Source organism: Pseudomonas paraeruginosa (genome assembly GCF_003025345.2).
GTDB classification, from domain to species: domain Bacteria; phylum Pseudomonadota; class Gammaproteobacteria; order Pseudomonadales; family Pseudomonadaceae; genus Pseudomonas; species Pseudomonas paraeruginosa.
Genome location: NZ_CP020560.1, coordinates 3,720,329 through 3,740,437, shown reverse-complemented (window position 1 = coordinate 3,740,437; position 20,109 = coordinate 3,720,329). Strand labels below are relative to the sequence as shown.

The 20,109-nt window shown below is 66.9% G+C and carries 19 protein-coding genes; all 19 read left to right on the top strand.

Annotated features, from left to right (window positions below; translation table 11 throughout):
- Nucleotides 1–88 precede the first annotated feature (88 nt).
- The 19 genes from B7D75_RS17685 (at nucleotide 89) to B7D75_RS17595 (ending at nucleotide 20,101) form a co-directional block, all read left to right on the top strand.
- Complete coding sequence (locus B7D75_RS17685) at nucleotides 89–1,942, top strand: PAAR domain-containing protein (RefSeq protein WP_107114268.1); 1,854 nt, start codon at nucleotides 89–91, stop codon at nucleotides 1,940–1,942.
- Nucleotides 1,935–2,588: a DUF2931 family protein gene (locus B7D75_RS17680; protein ID WP_107114267.1), complete on the top strand. Its 654-nt coding sequence runs from the start codon at nucleotides 1,935–1,937 to the stop codon at nucleotides 2,586–2,588. Before B7D75_RS17685 ends, B7D75_RS17680 begins: the two co-directional genes overlap by 8 nt.
- Nucleotides 2,589–2,857: 269 nt before the next feature.
- Nucleotides 2,858–3,379: a flagellar basal body-associated protein FliL gene (gene fliL, locus B7D75_RS17675; RefSeq protein ID WP_034082865.1), complete on the top strand. Its 522-nt coding sequence runs from the start codon at nucleotides 2,858–2,860 to the stop codon at nucleotides 3,377–3,379.
- 7 nt (nucleotides 3,380–3,386) lie between these two features.
- Complete coding sequence (gene fliM, locus B7D75_RS17670) at nucleotides 3,387–4,358, top strand: flagellar motor switch protein FliM (RefSeq protein WP_012076412.1); 972 nt, start codon at nucleotides 3,387–3,389, stop codon at nucleotides 4,356–4,358.
- Between the two features lie 27 nt (nucleotides 4,359–4,385).
- A complete protein-coding gene (fliN, locus tag B7D75_RS17665; protein WP_012076411.1) occupies nucleotides 4,386–4,859 on the top strand; it encodes a flagellar motor switch protein FliN in 474 nt (157 codons plus the stop codon).
- Nucleotide 4,860: 1 nt separating this feature from the next.
- Nucleotides 4,861–5,316 carry a flagellar biosynthetic protein FliO gene (gene fliO / locus B7D75_RS17660; protein ID WP_012076410.1) on the top strand — a complete coding sequence of 152 codons (456 nt, stop codon included), beginning with the start codon at nucleotides 4,861–4,863 and terminating at the stop codon, nucleotides 5,314–5,316.
- Complete coding sequence (fliP, locus tag B7D75_RS17655; protein WP_003155632.1) at nucleotides 5,313–6,080, top strand: flagellar type III secretion system pore protein FliP; 768 nt, start codon at nucleotides 5,313–5,315, stop codon at nucleotides 6,078–6,080. Before fliO ends, fliP begins: the two co-directional genes overlap by 4 nt.
- 44 nt (nucleotides 6,081–6,124) lie before the next feature.
- Nucleotides 6,125–6,394, top strand: coding sequence for a flagellar biosynthesis protein FliQ (gene fliQ / locus B7D75_RS17650; protein WP_003155633.1), 270 nt, complete (start codon nucleotides 6,125–6,127; stop codon nucleotides 6,392–6,394).
- Nucleotides 6,394–7,170, top strand: a complete 777-nt coding sequence (gene fliR / locus B7D75_RS17645) for a flagellar biosynthetic protein FliR (RefSeq protein WP_012076409.1) — start codon at nucleotides 6,394–6,396, stop codon at nucleotides 7,168–7,170. Before fliQ ends, fliR begins: the two co-directional genes overlap by 1 nt.
- Nucleotides 7,171–7,172: 2 nt before the next feature.
- Nucleotides 7,173–8,309 carry a flagellar biosynthesis protein FlhB gene (flhB, locus tag B7D75_RS17640; protein ID WP_107114266.1) on the top strand — a complete coding sequence of 379 codons (1,137 nt, stop codon included), beginning with the start codon at nucleotides 7,173–7,175 and terminating at the stop codon, nucleotides 8,307–8,309.
- Nucleotides 8,310–8,381: 72 nt separating this feature from the next.
- Complete coding sequence (locus tag B7D75_RS17635; protein WP_107114265.1) at nucleotides 8,382–9,650, top strand: TPM domain-containing protein; 1,269 nt, start codon at nucleotides 8,382–8,384, stop codon at nucleotides 9,648–9,650.
- 32 nt (nucleotides 9,651–9,682) lie between these two features.
- Complete coding sequence (locus tag B7D75_RS17630) at nucleotides 9,683–11,017, top strand: TPM domain-containing protein (protein ID WP_107114264.1); 1,335 nt, start codon at nucleotides 9,683–9,685, stop codon at nucleotides 11,015–11,017.
- Between the two features lie 138 nt (nucleotides 11,018–11,155).
- Entirely contained in the window at nucleotides 11,156–13,279 is a 2,124-nt protein-coding gene (gene flhA, locus B7D75_RS17625) for a flagellar biosynthesis protein FlhA (protein WP_043098668.1), read from the top strand.
- 83 nt (nucleotides 13,280–13,362) lie between these two features.
- On the top strand, nucleotides 13,363–14,652 hold the full coding sequence (flhF, locus tag B7D75_RS17620) for a flagellar biosynthesis protein FlhF (RefSeq protein WP_012076406.1): 1,290 nt from the start codon (nucleotides 13,363–13,365) through the stop codon (nucleotides 14,650–14,652).
- Between the two features lie 135 nt (nucleotides 14,653–14,787).
- Nucleotides 14,788–15,630, top strand: coding sequence for a flagellar synthesis regulator FleN (gene fleN / locus B7D75_RS17615; RefSeq protein WP_003083064.1), 843 nt, complete (start codon nucleotides 14,788–14,790; stop codon nucleotides 15,628–15,630).
- Nucleotides 15,627–16,370 (top strand): RNA polymerase sigma factor FliA, encoded by a 744-nt coding sequence (fliA, locus tag B7D75_RS17610; RefSeq protein ID WP_003083070.1) that lies wholly within the window; start codon nucleotides 15,627–15,629, stop codon nucleotides 16,368–16,370. Before fleN ends, fliA begins: the two co-directional genes overlap by 4 nt.
- Nucleotides 16,371–16,472: 102 nt before the next feature.
- Nucleotides 16,473–16,847 carry a chemotaxis response regulator CheY gene (locus B7D75_RS17605; protein ID WP_003083073.1) on the top strand — a complete coding sequence of 125 codons (375 nt, stop codon included), beginning with the start codon at nucleotides 16,473–16,475 and terminating at the stop codon, nucleotides 16,845–16,847.
- A gap of 19 nt (nucleotides 16,848–16,866) precedes the next feature.
- A complete protein-coding gene (locus B7D75_RS17600; RefSeq protein ID WP_003155640.1) occupies nucleotides 16,867–17,655 on the top strand; it encodes a protein phosphatase CheZ in 789 nt (262 codons plus the stop codon).
- Between the two features lie 199 nt (nucleotides 17,656–17,854).
- Nucleotides 17,855–20,101 (top strand): chemotaxis protein CheA, encoded by a 2,247-nt coding sequence (locus tag B7D75_RS17595; protein ID WP_107114263.1) that lies wholly within the window; start codon nucleotides 17,855–17,857, stop codon nucleotides 20,099–20,101.
- The last annotated feature ends 8 nt before the right edge of the window (nucleotides 20,102–20,109 follow it).

Below are 20,109 nucleotides of genomic sequence, written 5' to 3'. Positions count from 1 at the left end.
GAAACGTCTGCTTCACCAGGGTGGTACTGCCCTCTGATCTACCTGCGCCGGCAATATGATGGCCCTCGCATTCGGCACAGGTGGAACCATGAAGCGCTACCACATCACCCTGGGCGCCCGCACCACGGCGGGCGGCACCGTCACCGGCGCCTGGGAGCACGCCAGCATCGAAGGCAAGCCCATGGCCCGCGAGGGTGACAGTGTGTTCTGCCCCGCCTGCGGCAGTGCCGGGGTCATCGTCTGCGTCGGCCCGCGCCTGGACGAGCGGCTGGAAACGCGCAGCACCGCCCTGGACGGCGATCTCTGCATGTGCCGCTGCGATCCGCCGCCACGCCTGCTCGCCGACCAGACGTTGCGTTGCCAGGTACTCTCATCCGAGGAGTCGGCGGCCAGGTCTTTCGCCTCCCGCGTGCCCTCTCCAGGCCGTTCGACGGCGCGACCTCCGACCAATGCCTGGCGCTCGCCAACAGTCTCAGCCCCCGGTGCGGGTCTGGAAGAAGAGGAAGAGGAGGAGGAACAGACCGGCATCACCCTGCGCCTGGGGTTGTTCTTCGACGGCACCGGCAACAACCAGGCCAACAGCGCCGCCGCCGCTGGCTGCCATCCCCTGGCAGTGGGCCTGAGCGACACCGCCGCCGAGGACATCCGCCAGCACTGCGCCGCCTATGGCTACGATGGCGAGGGACGGGTGCCGGACAACAGCTATGGCAACGATGTGACCAATGTGGCGCGGTTGTACGAGTTGTATCCAGATCAGACGGGCGAGCCGTTAACTTCGCACGTTGAAGAGGTGTACCTCAAGGTCTATCTGGAGGGCGTCGGCACCCGCAGCGGCGGCGAGGACTCCCTCTACAGCCAGGGAACGGGCCAGGGCCCGACCGGGGTGCTGGCGCGGATCAGGCAGATGCCTGCTCTGGTACTGGAGCAGTTGCGTCTGTTGCAGGATAACAATCCCAATCTCCTGATCGAGCGCATCGAAATCGACCTGTTCGGCTTCAGCCGCGGCGCGGCGGCCGCGCGGCACTGCGCCAACGAACTGCTCAAGGGCCCGGACAGCCCGCTGGCCCGGGCCCTGCCCGGCGGGTCGCCATTGTTCGCCCGGCGCTTCGCCTGGCGCCGCGGAACCGACTTCGCGCTGAACTTCATCGGCCTGTTCGACACCGTGGCCGGCATCGTCGCGCCGCTGCGCGGCGATTTCAGTCCGCACGACGGGCGCAACGCCGACCTCGCCCTGGGCCTGGCCCCCGGCTGCGCGCGGCGGGTGGTGCAACTGGTGGCGGGCAACGAGTACCGCCACAACTTCTCCCTGGTCCGCAGCGACCACGACATCCGCTTGCCCGGCGCCCACTCGGACATCGGCGGCGGCTACCTGCCCGAAGCGGTGGAGAAGGTTCTGCTCAGCCGGCCGGACAGCAACCTGGTCAGCCAGGGCCAGGCCGACGAGCATACCGAGGCCTACTGGCGCACCCGCCAACGCCTGGAGCGCGAGTTGCCGCACTGGCGGCCCTATGTGCAGCGCCTGGGCATCGCCACCTGGTCGGTGGCGCAGCCCCAGCGCCGCGGCGAACCGCCGGAGAAGCGGGTCTACGCGGCGCTCAGCAGCGAGCGGCGGGTGCGCGGCGAGCTGTCGCGGGTCTACCTGCGGATCATGCGTGAACTGGCGGTGCGGGCCGGGGTAGCCTTCAAGGCGATCGAAGAGCGCGACCCCGCGTTAGCCCTCCCGGACGAACTACGGCCCATCGCCGCCAAGTTGCAGGCCTATGCCCTGGGCGAGCCCTTCGCCGGCCTCAGCGAGGAGGAAATCGCCCTGCTGTGTCGCCGCTACATCCACCTGTCCGCCCATTGGAATGCCGCCAAGGGCAAGCACAATAGCGTGCTGGCGGTGATGTTCATCAACCGCCCCGCGGAGGGCGGCAAGCGCAAGGAGTATCCCAATGCCTAGGTTCATGCTCGCCCTGCTGCTGGCCCTGGTCTGGTTGCCGGCGGGCTGCGCCCGCGGCGGCAATGGCCTGCCCTACGACGCCTGGCGCCTGGGCTTTCTCGCGCCCAGCTACATGGAGGTGTGGATCGAGACCGCCGATGCGGTGGATATCCACGACCGGGTGTTTCGCCGCGCCATGAGCGGCGTCGCGGCGATCCAGACGCCGAAGAACTTCAAGGGGAATCCGCGAGGCTGGCCTAAACGCCCCGGTTGGGGGGCCGGCAAGCATGTCCGTGGAGCGGCCCTGCCGCGACTGATCTACGTGCGCTGGCAGTCGCTGGTGGAACCGCAGACCTACCAGGCCTATATCGTCATTCCCGAGGCCATCCGGCAGGCCATGGTCAAGGGGGAGAAGGCTTACTGCCGGGCCGATGACAAGTGGATCACCGGCTACCGCGAAGGCCTGGCCATCGGCCTGGCCCCCGGCGGCATCGCCAAGGCCTGGATCATGGGGCCGTGCCTGAGTCCCATCGAGGTCACCCGAGTGCAGGGAGAAGTGGTGAAGAAGGGGCCCTATGGCGGTGGGTCAGGCGGACATCACTATCCCTTGAGCGATATTTCCAAAGCCTACATTGAAAGAAATGGCATTCCGTATGGTTCCTGGTGACGTCACGACGGTGGGCTGAGGTCCTGAAGGCCGGGCACACTTTTTAGCTGGCATGTTGCCCATTCTGCGATGATTCCGGTTGGGCGGCGTTTCACAGGCCGTTGAGCCGAAGATACTTTTCGTTTCCAGGGATGACTTCCGCCGGCCAGCCTGTAATATCCGCGCCGTCTATCCTCAGGGCGGGGCCGGGACGACGCTGAAAAATGGCACAACCCTTGCTCTCACCCCCTGAAACACTTCATTTGACGCTATAGCGACGGATTTTTGGCATGGCTAAGAAAGAGGCGACACCCGCCGAGGCGGGGGCTCCGGGCGGCGGCAAGAGCAAGCTGAAGCTGATCCTGCTGATCGTGGTCGGCCTGCTGCTGGCGATCGGCCTGTCGGTGGGCGGCACCTGGTTCTTCCTCAGCAAGTCGCTGAAGGCCGAGAAGACCGAGGAAGTCGCCAGCGAGGCGGCGAAGCCGGGCAAGCAGCCGGCGTTGTACGAGATCCTGGCGCCGGCCTTCGTCGTCAACTTCAACCAGAACGGCCGCCAGCGCTACATGCAGGTGGGCGTCGCGCTGATGGGGCGCGACAAGGCGCAGATGGACGCATTGCGCGAGCACATGCCGCTGGTTCGCAATAAACTGGTGATGCTGTTCTCGAGTCAGAATTTCGACTCGCTGGTGACCCCGGTGGGCAAGGAGATGCTCCGCCAGCAGGCGACCGCCGGGTTGCAGGAGCTGGCCAAGAAGCAAACCGGCCAGTTGGCCGTCGAGCAAGTGTTGTTCACCAATTTCGTGTTGCAGTAGGTATCCCATGGCCGTGCAAGATCTGCTTTCCCAGGATGAAATCGACGCGCTGCTGCACGGCGTCGACGATGGCCTGGTGGAAACCGAAGTCGAGGCGACGCCAGGTTCGGTCAAGTCCTACGACCTTACCAGCCAGGACCGCATCGTCCGGGGGCGGATGCCGACCCTGGAGATGATCAACGAGCGTTTCGCCCGCTACACCCGCATCAGCATGTTCAACCTGCTGCGCCGCTCCGCGGATGTCGCCGTGGGTGGCGTGCAGGTGATGAAGTTCGGCGAGTACGTGCACTCGCTGTACGTCCCCACCAGCCTCAACCTGGTGAAGATGAAGCCGCTGCGCGGCACCGCGCTGTTCATCCTCGACGCCAAGCTGGTGTTCAAGCTGGTGGACAACTTCTTCGGCGGCGACGGCCGCCACGCCAAGATCGAGGGCCGCGAGTTCACCCCGACCGAGCTGCGGGTGGTGCGGATGGTGCTGGAGCAGGCCTTCGTCGACCTCAAGGAGGCCTGGCAGGCGGTGTTGGAGATGAACTTCGAGTACGTCAACTCGGAGGTCAACCCGGCGATGGCCAACATCGTCAGCCCCAGCGAAGTGGTGGTGGTCTCCACCTTCCACATCGAGCTGGACGGTGGCGGCGGCGACCTGCACATCACCATGCCCTATTCGATGATCGAGCCGATCCGCGAGATGCTCGACGCCGGCTTCCAGTCCGACCACGACGACCAGGACGAGCGCTGGATCAAGGCCCTGCGCGAGGACGTGCTGGACGTCCAGGTGCCGCTCGGCGCTACCGTGGTCCGCCGCCAGCTCAAGCTGCGCGACATCCTGCACATGCAGCCGGGCGACGTGATCCCGGTGGAGATGCCGGAACACATGGTGATGCGCGCCAACGGCGTGCCCGCCTTCAAGGTCAAGCTGGGGGCCCACAAGGGCAACCTGGCGCTACAGATTGTCGAGGCGGTCGAGCGCTCGCGCTGACCGCTTCCCCCGGAGGAAAGACGAACCATGGCAGACGAAGAAAAAGTGACCACCGAGGAACAGGCCCTGGCCGACGAATGGGCGGCGGCGCTGGCCGAGGCGGGCGACGCCAGCCAGGACGACATAGACGCGCTGATGGCCCAGGGTGGCGCCACCCCGGTGGCGGAGCCGAGCACTCCGCGGGCGCCGATGGAAGAGTTCGGCGCGGCGCCCAAGGCACCGACCATTTCCGGCCTGGAGGGGCCGAACTTGGACGTGATCCTGGACATCCCGGTGACCATTTCCATGGAGGTCGGGCATACCGATATCAGCATCCGCAACCTGCTGCAGCTCAACCAGGGCTCGGTGATCGAACTCGACCGCCTGGCCGGCGAGCCGCTGGACGTGCTGGTCAACGGTACGCTGATCGCCCACGGCGAGGTGGTGGTGGTGAACGAGAAGTTCGGCATCCGCCTGACCGACGTGATCAGTCCCAGCGAACGCATCAAGAAGCTGCGCTGACATGCGTCGCCGCCTGTTCGCCGGGATACTGCTGCCGGGGCTCGCCGCGCTCGGTGCGCCGCTGTACGCCGCGGAGGGTCCGGCCGGTGTCGCCGCGCCGGCGGTGGGTGGCGCCTCCGGCGCAGCCGCCCAGCTGGCGCAGCTGGTGCTTGGCCTCGGCCTGGTGATCGGCCTGATCTTCCTGCTCGCCTGGCTGGTGCGCCGGGTGCAGCAGGTCGGTCCGCGCAGCAACCGCCTGATCCGCACCCTGGCCAGTCAGCCGCTGGGGCCGCGCGACCGGCTGGTGCTGGTGCAGGTCGGCGAGGAGCAGATCCTGCTTGGCATCACGCCCGGTCGGATCACGCCGCTGCACGTGCTCAAGGAGCCGGTGCACCTGCCGGACGGCGAGCCGGCCACCCCGGAATTCGCCCAGCGCCTGCTGGAGCTGCTGAACAAGGACCCCAAGGGCAAGCCATGACCCCGCGCATTTCCCTGGCCGGCGCCTGTGCCGCGCTCTGTCTACTGCTGCTGGCGCCGTGGCCGGCGCTGGCCGCCGACCCGACCTCGATCTCGGCGATCACCGTGACCACCAATGGCCAGGGCCAGCAGGAATACTCGGTGAGCCTGCAGATCCTGCTGATCATGACCGCGCTGAGCTTCATCCCGGCGTTCGTCATGCTGATGACCAGTTTCACCCGGATCATCATCGTCTTCTCCATCCTGCGCCAGGCGCTGGGCCTGCAGTCGACCCCGTCGAACCAGGTGCTGGTGGGGCTGGCGCTGTTCCTGACCATGTTCGTCATGGCCCCGGTGTTCGACAGGATCAACAGCCAGGCCCTGCAGCCCTACCTGAACGAGCAGATACCCGCCCAGGAGGCGCTGCAGCGGGCCGAGGTGCCGCTGAAGGCGTTCATGCTGGCGCAGACCCGCACCTCCGACCTGGAGCTGTTCGTGCGTCTCTCCAAGCGCACCGACATCAGCGGCCCGGAAGCCACCCCGCTGACCATCCTGGTCCCGGCCTTCGTCACCTCCGAGCTGAAGACCGCGTTCCAGATCGGCTTCATGATCTTCATCCCGTTCCTGATCATCGACCTGGTGGTGTCCAGCGTGCTGATGGCGATGGGCATGATGATGCTGTCGCCGCTGATCATTTCCCTGCCGTTCAAGATCATGCTGTTCGTCCTGGTGGATGGCTGGGCGCTGATCATCGGGACGCTGGCGGGCAGTTTCGGCACCGTCTAGCGGAGCCGCCGGCTTGACGCGCCATGGGCGCGCTGGAGAGAGACATGACCCCTGAAGTGGCGCTGGACCTGTTTCGCGAGGCGTTGTGGCTGACCGCGATGATCGTCGCCGTCCTGGTGGTTCCGAGCCTGCTGGTCGGTCTGGTGGTGGCGATGTTCCAGGCCGCCACCCAGATCAACGAGCAGACCCTGAGCTTCCTGCCGCGCCTGCTGGTGATCCTGCTCACCCTGATCGTGCTGGGCCCCTGGCTGCTGCGGCAGTTGATGGAGTACACCCAGGCGCTGATCGGCAACATCCCGCTGTTGATCGGCTGATGCTGGAACTGAGCAACGCGCAGATCGGCGGCTGGATCGCCAGCTTCGTGCTGCCGCTGTTCCGGGTCGCGGCGCTGCTGATGACCATGCCGGTGATCGGCACCCAACTGGTGCCGGTGCGGGTGCGCCTGTACCTGGCGCTGGGGATCTGCGTGGTGCTGGTGCCGAACCTGCCGCCGATGCCGCAGGTGGACGCGCTGAGCGTGAAATCCATGCTGCTGATCGGCGAGCAGATCCTGGTCGGTGCCTTGCTCGGCTTCTCCCTGCAGTTGCTGTTCCACGCCTTCGTGATCGCCGGACAGATCATTTCCATGCAGATGGGCCTGGGCTTCGCCTCCATGGTCGACCCGGCCAACGGCGTCTCGGTGCCGGTGCTCGGGCAGTTCTTCACCATGCTGGTGACCCTGCTGTTCCTGGCGATGAACGGTCACCTGGTGGTGTTCGAGGTGATCGCCGAGAGCTTCGTCACCCTGCCGGTGGGCGAGGGCCTGAGCGGCAACCACTTCTGGGTCATCGCCGGCAAGCTCGGCTGGGTGATGGGCGCGGCGCTGCTGCTGGCGCTGCCGGCGATCACCGCGCTGCTGGTGGTTAACCTGGCGTTCGGCGCGATGACCCGCGCGGCGCCGCAGCTGAACATTTTCTCCATCGGCTTCCCGCTTACCCTGGTGCTGGGCCTGGGGATCCTCTGGATCGGCACCGCCGACCTGCTCGGCCAGTACCAGGTGCTGGCCGGCGAAGCCCTGCAATTCCTCCGTGAACTGGTGCGGGCGAGGTAGCCATGGCCGAGAGCGAGAGCGGGCAGGACAAGACAGAGGAACCCACGGAGAAACGCCGCCGCGAGGCGCGCGAGAAAGGGCAGTTGCCGCGTTCGCGGGAGCTGAACACCCTGGCGATCCTGATGGCCGGCGCCAGTGGTCTGCTGATCTACGGCGCCGACCTGGCGGCGGCCATGCTGCGCCTGATGCGCAGCAGTTTCGAGCTGTCCCGGGAAACCGTGCTGAACACCGAAAGCATGCTGCAGTTGCTCGGCGCCTCGGGCTACCTGGCGGCACAGGGCCTGTGGCCGATCCTGCTGATGCTGCTGGTGGCGGCGATCGTCGGGCCGATCGCCCTCGGCGGCTGGCTGTTCTCGATGGACGCCCTGCAACCCAAGTTCAGCCGTCTCAACCCGCTGTCGGGGCTGAAACGGATGTTTTCCGCCAAGTCGCTGCTCGAGCTGAGCAAGGCGCTGATCAAGTTCCTGGTGGTGCTGGCGGTGGCCCTGCTGGTGCTCTCCGCCGACCGCGATGCGCTGCTGGCGCTGGCCCACCAGCCGCTCGAGCAGGCGATCCTGCACAGCGCCCAGGTGGTCGGCTGGAGCGCCTTCTGGATGGCCTGCAGCCTGTTGCTGATCGCCGCGGTGGATGTGCCGTACCAGATCTGGGACAACCGCCAGAAGCTGATGATGACCAAGCAGGAAGTCCGCGACGAGTACAAGGACTCCGAGGGCAAGCCCGAGGTGAAGTCGAAGATCCGCCAGATGCAGCGCGAGATGGCGCAGCGACGGATGATGGCGGCGGTGCCGGAGGCCGACGTGGTGATCACCAACCCGACCCACTTCGCCGTGGCCCTGAAATACGACCCGGCGGGCGGCGGGGCGCCGCTGCTGCTGGCCAAGGGCAACGACTTCCTGGCCCTGAAGATCCGCGAGGTGGCCCGCGAGCACAAGGTCATGGTCATGGAGTCGCCGGCGCTGGCGCGGGCGGTGTACTACTCCACCGAGCTCGACCAGGAGATTCCCGCCGGCCTCTACCTGGCTGTCGCCCAGGTGCTGGCCTACGTCTACCAGCTCAAGCAGTACCAGGCCGGCAAGGGCAAGCGCCCGAGCCCCCTGAAGGACCTGCCGATCCCGCCGGACCTGCGCCGCGACGAATGACCGGGCTGGAGCTGCGCGCCGCGCTGTGGCAGCCTTGGCCGCTACTCGCTCGGGATGAGAGCTCTGCCGTTCATGGATCGAACCCTGTCTGATCGTATTTTCCCACGCTTGCTCCTGTTGCTCGCCCTGGCCTGGCTGGTGCCCTGGATGCCCGCGCACGCCGAAGCGCCGGCGGAATGGGTCGCCTTGCCCCTGTCGGAGCGGGTGGTGGATACCACCAACACCCTGGACGAGGCGACGCGCCTGCGCCTGGTGGAACGGCTCGAGGCGCTGGAGCGCCGCCGCAGCGCGCAGATCGCGGTGGTGATGCTGGCGACTACCGGCAGCCTGGACATCGAGACCTTCGCCGACAAGCTGTTCCAGGCCTGGAAGCTCGGGCGCAAGACGGTCGACGACGGATTGCTGCTGGTGGTGGCGAAGGACGACCGACGGATGCGCATCGAGGTCGGCTACGGCCTGGAGGGCGCGGTGCCCGACGTGGTCGCCGGACGGATCATTCGCGAGCGGATGGCCCCGGCGTTCCGCCAGGGTGACTACGCCGGCGGGGTCGAGGCCGCGGTGGCCGAACTGATCCGCCTGGTCGACGGCGAATCGCTGCCGGTTGCCGTGGCGGCGTCGGATGCGTCGGATGCGCCGGGAGTCTCGCTGGGACAAGTGCCGGCGGAAGCCTGGGCGCTGCTGGTCGCCTTCGTCTACGGGGCGCTCGCCGGGGTGCTGTTGACTGCCCGGCCGGCGCGCTGGCCCTGGCTGCTCGGCGGTGCGCTGTGCTGCTGGGCGCTGGGTACGCTGGCCGGCGCCTCCGGCGAATGGCTGAGCGTGCTGCTGGTCGCTCCGCTGTGCATGCTGGTCGGCGGCGCGACCTTCGGCGCGTTGTGGACGGTGCGCCCGGTGTTCCATCTGGTGATCGGCGTACTGGTCTATATAGCCCTGCTCGGGCTGGCGGCGCATTTCTTCAGCGCGGTGTCTTTCATCTACGGCCTGCTGTGGCCGGCCGGGGTGCTGATGCTGGCGACGCTCGGCTGGCTGAACTACCGCCTGATGCGTTCCCTGTGGCGCGAGCGGCGGAAGGGTTTCCAGCGCCGGCTGTGGGCGTGGCTGGCGGCCTACCCGCTGCTCGGATTGCTGTCCGGTGGGCTGGACGCGCCGCTGGCCTGGCTGGCTCTGATACCGTTCCAGCTCATGCTGGGATTGCTGGTATTCGGCCGGGTGCGCCTGGGCGGGAGTGGCGGAGGTTCGTCGGGAGGTTCCGGCGGCGGTTCGTCTTCTTCCTCTTCGTCGTCCGGCGGATTTTCCGGGGGTGGCGGCTCCAGCGGTGGAGGCGGTGCCTCCGGCAGCTGGTAGTGGCTTCCCGTTCATTGCATTCGGAGACAAGGATGTCTGCAATCATGCGTTATCTCGTCATGTTTCGCCTGTTCGGCGCGCTGCTCTGTGCCGTTGCCGTTAACGTTCCGTCCGTTTCCGCCGTGGCGGCACCGGTCAGCGCCGCCGCGCCGGCGTCCGCTGCCGCCGAGGACGCTGTCGACGGGATGGAGGGGGCGGCCGATGCGACATACGAACCCGCCGAGGTCCCCGTGTTGACCCGGCGGGTCACCGACCTTACCGCGACCCTCGACTCCAGCGAGCGCGCCCGCCTGGAGGCGTCCCTGGCGACGCTCGAGACGCGCAAGGGCGCGCAGGTGGCGATCCTGATGGTTTCCAGTACCTATCCGGACAGCATCGAGGCCTATGCGGTGCGAGTCTTCGAGGCCTGGAAGCTGGGACGCAAGGGCGTCGACGATGGCGTCCTGGTGCTGGTGGCGAAGAATGACCGGCGCATGCGCATCGAAGTCGGCTATGGCCTGGAGGGGGCGATCACCGACGTCGATGCCGGGCGGATCATTCGTGAATACATGACCCCGGCGTTCCGCCAGCAGGACTACGCCGGCGGCCTGGAAGCGGCGGCGCAGCGCCTGGTCCGCCTGATCGACGGCGAGGCGTTGCCGCCGCCGCCGCGCGACCCGATCGATCCCGACAGGGTGCAGCGAACCCTGGGCATCGTCTTCCTGCTCGGCGCCTTCGGTGGCGTGCTGTTGCTGGTGCGCCCGCGATCCTGGTACTGGATCCTCGGGACGCTGGTGGCGCTCGGCGCGGCGCTGGCGCTGGGGCGCCACTGGCCGGTGTGGGCGATGGTGCCGGTGGCGCAGCTGGTGGCGTTCCTCGGGGTCGGCTTCGGCGCCCTGCTCAAGTATTCGCGCGGCGCGCGCTGGTTCTTCGCCGTTCTCACGCTCTATGCGCTGGGGTTGTTCTGGGCCTATGGCCGCTACGGCGTGGCGGTGCTCCACTACGGGCTGGCCGTTCCGCTGTCGCTGGGGTTGACGCTGCTGATGCTGGCCGGGGCCTGGCAGGGGTTGCGCAAGGGGCGCCGCCGGGCCTGCCTGCCGGGTCTGCTGGGACTGCTGCTGACCCTGGCCCTGGAGTGCCTGCTGTTGCTGGTGGACGACCCCCTGAACAGCATCGAGGCGCTGATCATCCTGCCCGCCGCCTGCCTGCCGCTGTTCATCGGCTGCAACGTCGGTTCCGGCGGTCCGGGCGGACGGCGCAGGCGGGGCGGCGGATACCAGGGGGCGTCGAGTTTCTCTTCTTCGTCGTCATCGTCGAGTTCGTCGTCCGACTCCTTCTCCGGCGGCGGCGGCTCGAGCGGCGGTGGTGGCGCCTCCGGCAGCTGGTGATAGGGAAAAGCCTTTTTCAATCAAGCAATTGAAAAGTTGGAACGGTTCCTGCACTGACCCGCTCGACGCGCATTCCGGCGTCAAAAGTTTGTACGGCGCCTGTCTTCGGGCGCCACACGCAGGGCAGGGGAGTCGAGAGTGGACCGCACGCAACTGATCAGCAATGTGCGCAGCAACCTGGCGGGACTGGGCCGTGGCAGCCTGGGCGTGCCGGTCCTGTTGCTGGCCATGCTGGCGATGATGACCCTGCCGATCCCGCCGTTCCTGCTTGACGTGCTGTTCACCTTCAACATCGCCCTGTCCATCGTGGTCCTGCTGGTCTGCGTGTACGCCCTGCGGCCGCTGGACTTCGCCGTGTTCCCGACCATCCTGCTGGTGGCGACCCTGCTGCGCCTGGCGCTGAACGTCGCCTCGACCCGCGTGGTGCTGCTCCACGGCCACGACGGCCACGGCGCCGCGGGCAAGGTGATCCAGGCCTTCGGCGAGGTGGTGATCGGCGGCAACTACGTGGTCGGCGTGGTGGTCTTCGCGATCCTGATGATCATCAACTTCGTGGTGGTGACCAAGGGCGCCGGGCGGATTTCCGAAGTCAGCGCGCGTTTCACCCTGGATGCCATGCCCGGCAAGCAGATGGCCATCGATGCCGACCTCAACGCCGGCCTGATCGAGCAGGAGGAAGCCAAGAAGCGCCGTAGCGAGGTGGCCCAGGAGGCCGACTTCTACGGTTCGATGGACGGCGCCAGCAAATTCGTCCGCGGCGACGCCATCGCCGGCCTGCTGATCCTCTTCATCAACCTGATCGGTGGCATCGCCATCGGCATGATCCAGCACTCGATGTCCTTCGGCGACGCCGGCAAGGTCTACGCCCTGCTGACCATCGGCGACGGCCTGGTGGCGCAACTGCCGTCGCTGCTGCTGTCGACCGCCGCGGCGATCATGGTGACCCGGGTGTCCAGCTCCGAGGACATGGGCCAGCAGGTCAACCGGCAGATGTTCGCCTCGCCCAAGGCGCTGGCGATCTCCGCGGCGATCCTGATCGCCATGGGCGTCGTCCCCGGCATGCCGCACGTCTCCTTCATCGGTCTCGGCGCCCTGGCCGGCGGCGCCGCGTACTGGATCTGGCACCGCCAGAACAAGGCCAGGCAGGCCGCCGAGCAGGAGGTCCAGCGCCAGCAGGAGCTGCTGCCGGCGCAGCGCGCCCAGGAGGTCAAGGAACTGGGTTGGGACGACGTCACCCCGGTGGACATGGTCGGCCTGGAGGTCGGCTACCGGCTGATCCCGCTGGTCGACCGCAACCAGGGCGGGCAACTGCTGGCGCGGATCAAGGGCGTACGCAAGAAGCTGTCCCAGGAGCTGGGCTTCCTGATGCCCTCGGTGCATATCCGCGACAACCTCGACCTGCTGCCCAACGCCTACCGCCTGACCCTGATGGGCGTCAGCGTGGCCGAAGCGGAGATCTATCCGGATCGCGAGCTGGCGATCAACCCCGGGCAGGTGTTCGGCAGCCTCAACGGCATCGCCGGCAAGGACCCGGCCTTCGGCCTGGAGGCGGTATGGATCGAGCCCGGCCAGCGCGACCAGGCGCAGTCGCTGGGCTACACCGTGGTGGACGCCAGCACCGTGGTCGCCACCCACCTGAACCAGGTGCTGCACAAGCACGCCCACGAGCTGCTCGGCCATGAGGAAGTGCAACAGCTCCTGCAACTGCTCGCCCGCAGTTCGCCGAAGCTGGCGGAGGAGCTGGTGCCGGGGCTGATTTCCCTGTCCACCCTGCTCAAGGTCCTGCAGGCACTGCTTCAGGAGCAGGTGCCGGTGCGCGACATCCGGACCATCGCCGAGGCCATCGCCAACGTCGCTCCGCGGAGTCAAGATCCCGGCGCGATGGTCGCGGCGGTACGCGTCGCGTTGTCCCGCGCCATCGTGCAAAGCATTGTCGGGCTTGAGCCGGAGCTGCCCGTGATCACGCTCGAGCCGAGGTTGGAACAGATCTTGCTGAACAGCATGCAGAAGGCCGGGCAAGGCTCCGAGGACGGCATGTTGCTGGAGCCGGGGATGGCCGAGAAGCTGCAACGCTCGCTGATCGAGAGCGCGCAACGCCAGGAGATGCTCGGCAAGCCGGCGATCCTGCTGGTTGCCGGGCCGATCCGTTCGATGATGTCGCGCTTCGCGCGAATGGCGGTGCCCAGCATGCATGTGCTGGCCTACCAGGAAATCCCGGACAACAAGCAGGTCACCATCGTCGCGACGGTGGGACAGAACTGAACGAGGGCTGCGCCGGCTCCAGGGCCGGCACACCGGGCAACCAGAGGTTGCCGGCAAGACTACTGAACTGAGGGGTTCGGGCAATGCAAGTCAAACGCTTCTTCGCCGCCGATATGCGTCAGGCCATGAAACTGGTCCGCGACGAACTGGGTCCGGACGCCGCGATCCTCGGCAACCGCCGGGTCGCCGGCGGCATCGAGCTGACCGCGGCGCTGGATTACCAGGCCCCGCCGGCGCCGAGCAAGCCCAATCCGGCGCTGGAAGTGGAACTGCGCAAGACCCAGGCGCGGATCGCCGAGGCACGCGCCGAATTGACGGCCCGGCCGGCGGAAAGCCAGCGCAAGGATCGTCAATTGTTCGCCGAGCAGAAGCCGGCGCGGCCGACCCTCGCCGAGTCCATGGCGGCGCCGCAGGCCAAGGCCGCGGCGGGCGGACAGACCCTGGAGGCGATGCGCTTCGAGCTGAACGGCCTGCGCGAACTGATCGAGGTGCAGCTGGGTTCGATCGCCTGGGGCCAGTTGCAGCATCAGCGCCCGCAGCAGGCCAATCTTTGGCGCCGCCTGCAACGCATGGGCCTGCCGGCGGAGCTGAGCAAGCCGCTGCTGGAGCGAGTCGCCGCGGTGGGCGATACCCGCCAGGCCTGGCGCATGCTCCTGGCACACCTGTCGCGCGCCGTGCCGACGCCGGACCAGGACCCGCTCGACGCCGGTGGCGTGCTGGCCCTGGTCGGCCCGGCCGGTGCCGGCAAGACCACCACACTGGCGAAGATGGCCGCGCGCTACGTCCTCAAGTACGGCGCGCAGAGTCTGGCGCTGGTGAGCATGGACAGCTACCGGATCGGCGCCCAGGAGCAGATCAAGACCCTCGGGCGGATCCTCAACGTGCCGGTGACCCTGGTCGACCCCGGCCAGTCGCTGATCCAGGCCCTGGCGCCGCTGGCGCGCAAGCGCATGCTGCTGATCGACACCGCCGGCCTGCCGGCCAGCGATCCGGCCCTGCGCATGCAGCTCGAGGCCCTGGCGTCGCCGAGCCTGAACGTGAAGAATTACCTGGTGATGGCCACCACCAGCCAGAGCCAGGTGCTCAGGTCGGCCTACCAGACCTATCGGCACTGCGGGCTGGCGGGCTGCATCATGACTAAGCTGGACGAGGCGGGCAGCCTCGGTGAATCGATGGCGCTGGCTATCGCCCAGCGACTCCCGGTAGCCTATCTGGCGGACGGGCCGCGGATTCCGGACGATCTGCAGGTGGCGCGCAGCCACCAGCTGGTCAGCCGGGCGGTCAGCCTGCAGGCGCCGGAAGAACCCAGCGAGGACGCCATGGCCGAGATGTTCGCCGGGCTCTATCAGCAACCGGCGCGGCGTGTCGGCTGAGATCGGTGAGTGCCGCGCGTGGCGCGGGTGACGGAAGCGAAGGTGGCTTCCGCCGGGCCGGGACCGATGGTGCATCGGCCCCGCCAATACCGGAAGACCCTGGAAGGGTTTCCCGGGAAGACGACAACACAAGGTATGAAGCAGATGGGTAGCATGCATCCCGTACAGGTGATCGCAGTAACTGGCGGCAAGGGCGGCGTCGGCAAGACCAATGTGTCGGTGAACCTGGCACTGGCTCTGGCCGATCTCGGTCGTCGCGTCATGCTGCTGGATGCCGACCTCGGCCTGGCCAACGTCGACGTCCTGCTGGGGCTCACGCCCAAGCGCACCCTCGCCGACGTGATCGAAGGACGCTGCGAGCTGCGCGACGTCCTCCTGCTCGGTCCCGGCGGCGTGCGTATCGTTCCCGCGGCCTCCGGCACGCAGAGCATGGTGCATCTCTCGCCCATGCAGCACGCCGGCCTGATCCAGGCGTTCAGCGATATCAGCGACAACCTCGACGTGCTGGTGGTGGACACCGCCGCCGGGATCGGCGATTCGGTGGTCAGCTTCGTCCGCGCGGCGCAGGAGGTGCTGCTGGTGGTCTGCGACGAGCCGACCTCGATCACCGATGCCTACGCCCTGATCAAGCTGCTCAACCGCGACCACGGCATGACCCGCTTCCGGGTCCTGGCGAACATGGCCCACAGTCCGCAGGAAGGGCGCAACCTGTTCGCCAAACTGACCAAGGTCACGGACCGTTTCCTCGACGTCGCACTACAGTATGTAGGTGTCATCCCCTACGACGAGTCGGTACGCAAGGCCGTGCAGAAACAGCGAGCCGTATACGAGGCATTCCCCCGCTCGAAGGCGTCACTGGCCTTCAAGGCGGTCGCGCAGAAGGTCGACAGCTGGCCGCTGCCGGCCAACCCGCGCGGGCACCTGGAGTTCTTCGTCGAACGACTGGTCCAACATCCCGCGACAGGCTCGGCCGTATGACAGCGGCCTCTGGAGTGCGTATGTACAGCAAGGCGCAAGCGCAGAACTCCCAGGAGCAACTGATCCAGCGTTACGCACCACTGGTCAAGCGCATCGCCTACCACCTGCTCGGCCGCCTGCCGGCCAGCGTGCAGGTGGAGGACCTCATGCAGGCCGGCATGATCGGCCTGCTCGAGGCAGCGAAGAAATACGATGCCGGCAAGGGCGCCAGCTTCGAGACCTATGCCGGCATCCGCATCCGCGGCGCCATGCTCGACGAAGTCCGCAAGGGCGACTGGGCGCCGCGCTCGGTGCACCGCAACACCCGCATGGTGACCGACGCGATCCGCGCGATCGAGGCGAGAACCGGCCGCGACGCTAAAGATCACGAGGTTGCTGCCGAACTCCAATTGAGCCTCGAAGATTACTACGGCATCCTCAGCGACACGCAGGGCAGCCGCCTGTACAGCTTCGACGACCTGTTGCAGGACGGCGAACATGGATTGCCCGAAGATACCAGCCTCAGTCACAACGAGCCGATCCACGGCCTGCTCGACGAACGTTTCCAGGCGGCCCTGGCGGATGCCATCGCCAAGCTGCCGGAACGCGAGCGCCTGGTCCTGGCGTTGTATTACGACGAGGAGCTCAATCTCAAGGAGATCGGCGAGGTGCTGGGCGTCAGCGAATCGCGGGTCAGCCAGTTGCACAGCCAGTGCGCCGCGCGGTTGCGCGCGCGCCTGGCGGATTGGCGGTCGGCCTGAAGCGGCCTCGACCGCGGCTTGTAAACGTTAACGCAAAAGAATGTATGGCGCGTCCCGCTGGGACGCGTCCTGGTCTGTACGGAGGTCTACTTGGACAAGAACATGAAAATTCTCATCGTGGACGACTTTTCCACGATGAGACGCATCATCAAGAACCTCTTGCGGGACTTGGGCTTCACCAATACCGCCGAGGCCGACGACGGCACCACGGCGCTGCCGATGCTGCACAGCGGCAACTTCGATTTCCTCGTCACCGACTGGAACATGCCGGGCATGACCGGCATCGACCTGCTTCGCGCGGTGCGCGCCGACGAGCGCCTCAAGCACCTGCCGGTACTCATGGTCACCGCCGAGGCCAAGCGCGACCAGATCATCGAAGCGGCCCAGGCCGGGGTCAACGGCTATGTGGTCAAACCCTTCACCGCCCAGGTCCTGAAGGAAAAGATCGAGAAGATTTTCGAGCGGGTCAACGGCTGAAGCCGGCCAAGAGGGTGTCATGGTGCTTGGTAACGATTCCACGGGCGATGAATTCGAATCGACCCTGAAAAAACACGCGCGCGAACTGGTGGACTGCCTCGAACGGGGACATTTCCAGCAGGCGGTGCAACTGATCCAGGAGCTCAGCCAGGCCAGGGACCGCGGTCTGTACCAGGAAGTGGGCAAGCTGACCCGCGAACTGCACAACGCCATCGTCGATTTCCAGATCGACCCGCATTCCCCGCACGCGCAGGAAATGTCGCAGATCGCCGACGCCACCGATCGTCTTTCCTACGTGGTGGAGATGACCGAGAAGGCCGCCAACCGGACCATGGACCTCGTGGAGCAGAGCGCCCCGCTGGTCAACCAGATGGGTGACGATGCACGGGCACTGCAGCAGGACTGGCAACGCTTCATGCGCCGGGAAATCGACGCCGACGGTTTCCGCGAGCTGGCCAAGCGCATCGATCAGTTCCTCGTGCGTAGCGGCGAGCACGCCGGGCAGTTGTCTTCCCAGCTCAACGACATCCTGCTGGCTCAGGATTACCAGGACCTGACCGGCCAGGTGATCAAGCGCGTCACCAAGCTGGTCACCGAGGTCGAGAGCAACCTGGTGAAGCTGGTCTGGATGGCCGGGCAGGTGGACCGCTACGCCGGCATCGAGCACGACCACGTGAGCATGCGCCACCAGGCCGCGCTGGAGCGCTCGGCCAAGGGCGAAGGGCCGCAGGTCGCCGCGAGCAAGCGCGAAGACGTGGTGTCCGGGCAGGACGACGTGGACGATCTGCTGTCCAGCCTGGGTTTCTGACCCGCCCGGCTCAAGACTGCGGCGTAGCTGCCGTTAAGTATGCATTGAACGCTGGCGTCGACGGGACGCCGGCACAGCCTTCGTCATGCCGGTGATCCCGGCGCGGACGAAGGTCGGTCCGCAAGGCGCGGACCGGTATTTCCGGCAGGACCGCGGTCTTGCCGACCCTTTCGAGTAACACGTCTCTGGGAGCAGCCGAATGAGCTTCGACGCCGATGAAGAAATCCTCCAGGACTTCCTGGTTGAGGCCGGCGAGATTCTCGAGCAATTGTCCGAACAACTGGTCGAGCTGGAGAGCCGGCCGGACGACATGGACCTGCTCAATGCCATTTTCCGCGGGTTCCATACGGTCAAGGGCGGTGCCGGCTTCCTCCAGCTGAACGCGCTGGTGGAATGCTGCCACATCGCGGAAAACGTCTTCGACATCCTGCGCAAGGGCGAGCGGCGCGTCAGCTCCGAACTGATGGACGTGGTGCTGCAGGCGCTGGACACGGTCAACGCGATGTTCGACCAGGTGCGCGAGCAGTCCGAGCCGACTCCCGCCACCCCCGAACTGCTGGCGGCGCTGGCGCGCCTGGCCGAACCTGAGGGCGCTGCGCCCGCGCAAGCGCCGGCTGTCGCGGAACCGGAGCCCGAACCCGAACCGGCGCCGGCAAGTGCGCAGGCCGGCTCCAGCGATATCACCGACGACGAGTTCGAACAGTTGCTCGACGCCCTCCAGGGTGGCGAGGTGCAGGCGGCGCCCGCCGAAGCAGCCGTCGAGGCGCCGGGCGGCGACGAGATCAGCGACGCCGAGTTCGAGGCACTGCTCGACCAGTTGCATGGCAAGGGCAAGTTCGTTCCGCCGGCGGCATCCGCCGCGCCGGAGCAGGCCCCGGCGGAGCCCGTGGCAGCCGCCGCGGCTGGCGGCGATGACATCAGCGACGATGAGTTCGAAGCGCTGCTCGACGAACTGCATGGCAAGGGCAAGTTCGGCGAGGCACCGGAAGCTGCGGCTGGGCCCGTCGCGACACCCCCCGCCAGCGCTCCCGCCGAGACGGCAGGAGCGGGCACGGCGCCAGCCGCCGCGACTGGCGAGGATATCAGCGAAGACGAATTCGAGGCGCTGCTCGACGAGCTGCACGGCAAGGGCAAGTTCAATGGCGCTTCCGAAGCTGTCGCGGCCGCCGCCGCGGTAGTCAAGAACATCGCGGCGAAGAGTCCCGCGGCGAAACCGGCGACGCCCGCCAAGGCCGCCGCGCCCAGGCCGGCGGCGAGCGAGCGGCCGGCGGCCAGCGAAGCGGAGACCACCGTGCGCGTGGATACCGCGCGCCTCGACGAGATCATGAACATGGTCGGCGAGCTGGTGCTGGTGCGCAATCGCCTGGTACGCCTGGGCCTGAACAGCGGCGACGAAGCCATGGCCAAGGCCGTGGCCAACCTCGACGTGGTCACCGGCGACCTGCAGATGTCGGTGATGAAGACCCGCATGCAGCCGATCAAGAAGGTCTTCGGCCGCTTCCCGCGCCTGGTCCGCGACCTGGCGCGGAACATGAAGAAAGAGATCAATCTGGAACTGGTGGGCGAGGAGACCGACCTCGACAAGAACCTGGTCGAGGCCCTGGCCGACCCGCTGGTGCACCTGGTGCGCAACGCCGTCGACCACGGCATCGAGAGCCCGGAGGAGCGCGAGGCCGCCGGCAAGCCGCGGGTCGGCCAGGTGGTGCTGTCGGCGGAGCAGGAGGGCGATCACATCCTCCTGATGATCACCGACGACGGCAAGGGCATGGACGCCGAGGTGCTGCGCAACAAGGCGGTGGAGAAGGGCCTGCTGGAGCGCGATGCGGCGGACCGCCTGACCGACCTGGAATGCTACAACCTGATCTTCGCCCCGGGTTTCTCGACCAAGACCGAGATTTCCGACGTGTCCGGCCGCGGCGTCGGCATGGACGTGGTGAAGACCAAGATTTCCCAGCTCAACGGCACGGTCAACGTGTTCTCGCAAAAGGGATCCGGCTCGAAGATCGTCATCAAGGTGCCGCTGACCTTGGCGATCATGCCTACCCTTATGGTGATGCTGGGCAGCCAGGCGTTCGCCTTCCCGCTGGTCAACGTCAACGAGATCTTCCATCTCGACCTGTCGCGCACCAACGTGGTGGATGGCCAGGAAGTGGTGATCGTCCGCGACAAGGCGCTGCCGCTGTTCTACCTCAAGCGCTGGCTGGTGCCGAGCGCGGCCCACGAGGAGCAGGGCGAGGGACATGTGGTGATCCTGTCGGTCGGCACCCAGCGTATCGGGTTCGTCGTCGACCAGTTGGTAGGACAAGAAGAAGTGGTGATCAAGCCACTCGGCAAGATGTTGCAGGGCACCCCCGGCATGGCGGGCGCCACGATCACCGGGGACGGGCGCATCGCGCTGATCCTCGATGTGCCGAGCATGCTCAAGCGTTACGCACGGCGTATCTGACGCCGCGT

Bases quoted from the DNA above. Each gene is read 5' to 3' on its own strand.
- fleN (WP_003083064.1), top strand. From the start codon at position 14,788: ATGAAGCAGATGGGTAGCATGCATCCCGTACAGGTGATCGCAGTAACT.
- B7D75_RS17600 (WP_003155640.1), top strand. From the start codon at position 16,867: ATGGTGCTTGGTAACGATTCCACGGGCGATGAATTCGAATCGACCCTG.
- B7D75_RS17630 (WP_107114264.1), top strand. From the start codon at position 9,683: ATGTCTGCAATCATGCGTTATCTCGTCATGTTTCGCCTGTTCGGCGCG.
- fliM (WP_012076412.1), top strand. From the start codon at position 3,387: ATGGCCGTGCAAGATCTGCTTTCCCAGGATGAAATCGACGCGCTGCTG.
- flhB (WP_107114266.1), top strand. From the start codon at position 7,173: ATGGCCGAGAGCGAGAGCGGGCAGGACAAGACAGAGGAACCCACGGAG.
- fliL (WP_034082865.1), top strand. From the start codon at position 2,858: ATGGCTAAGAAAGAGGCGACACCCGCCGAGGCGGGGGCTCCGGGCGGC.
- fliP (WP_003155632.1), top strand. From the start codon at position 5,313: ATGACCCCGCGCATTTCCCTGGCCGGCGCCTGTGCCGCGCTCTGTCTA.
- flhF (WP_012076406.1), top strand. From the start codon at position 13,363: ATGCAAGTCAAACGCTTCTTCGCCGCCGATATGCGTCAGGCCATGAAA.
- fliN (WP_012076411.1), top strand. From the start codon at position 4,386: ATGGCAGACGAAGAAAAAGTGACCACCGAGGAACAGGCCCTGGCCGAC.
- B7D75_RS17595 (WP_107114263.1), top strand. From the start codon at position 17,855: ATGAGCTTCGACGCCGATGAAGAAATCCTCCAGGACTTCCTGGTTGAG.
- fliA (WP_003083070.1), top strand. From the start codon at position 15,627: ATGACAGCGGCCTCTGGAGTGCGTATGTACAGCAAGGCGCAAGCGCAG.
- fliQ (WP_003155633.1), top strand. From the start codon at position 6,125: ATGACCCCTGAAGTGGCGCTGGACCTGTTTCGCGAGGCGTTGTGGCTG.
- B7D75_RS17680 (WP_107114267.1), top strand. From the start codon at position 1,935: ATGCCTAGGTTCATGCTCGCCCTGCTGCTGGCCCTGGTCTGGTTGCCG.
- fliR (WP_012076409.1), top strand. From the start codon at position 6,394: ATGCTGGAACTGAGCAACGCGCAGATCGGCGGCTGGATCGCCAGCTTC.
- B7D75_RS17605 (WP_003083073.1), top strand. From the start codon at position 16,473: ATGAAAATTCTCATCGTGGACGACTTTTCCACGATGAGACGCATCATC.
- fliO (WP_012076410.1), top strand. From the start codon at position 4,861: ATGCGTCGCCGCCTGTTCGCCGGGATACTGCTGCCGGGGCTCGCCGCG.
- B7D75_RS17635 (WP_107114265.1), top strand. From the start codon at position 8,382: ATGGATCGAACCCTGTCTGATCGTATTTTCCCACGCTTGCTCCTGTTG.
- B7D75_RS17685 (WP_107114268.1), top strand. From the start codon at position 89: ATGAAGCGCTACCACATCACCCTGGGCGCCCGCACCACGGCGGGCGGC.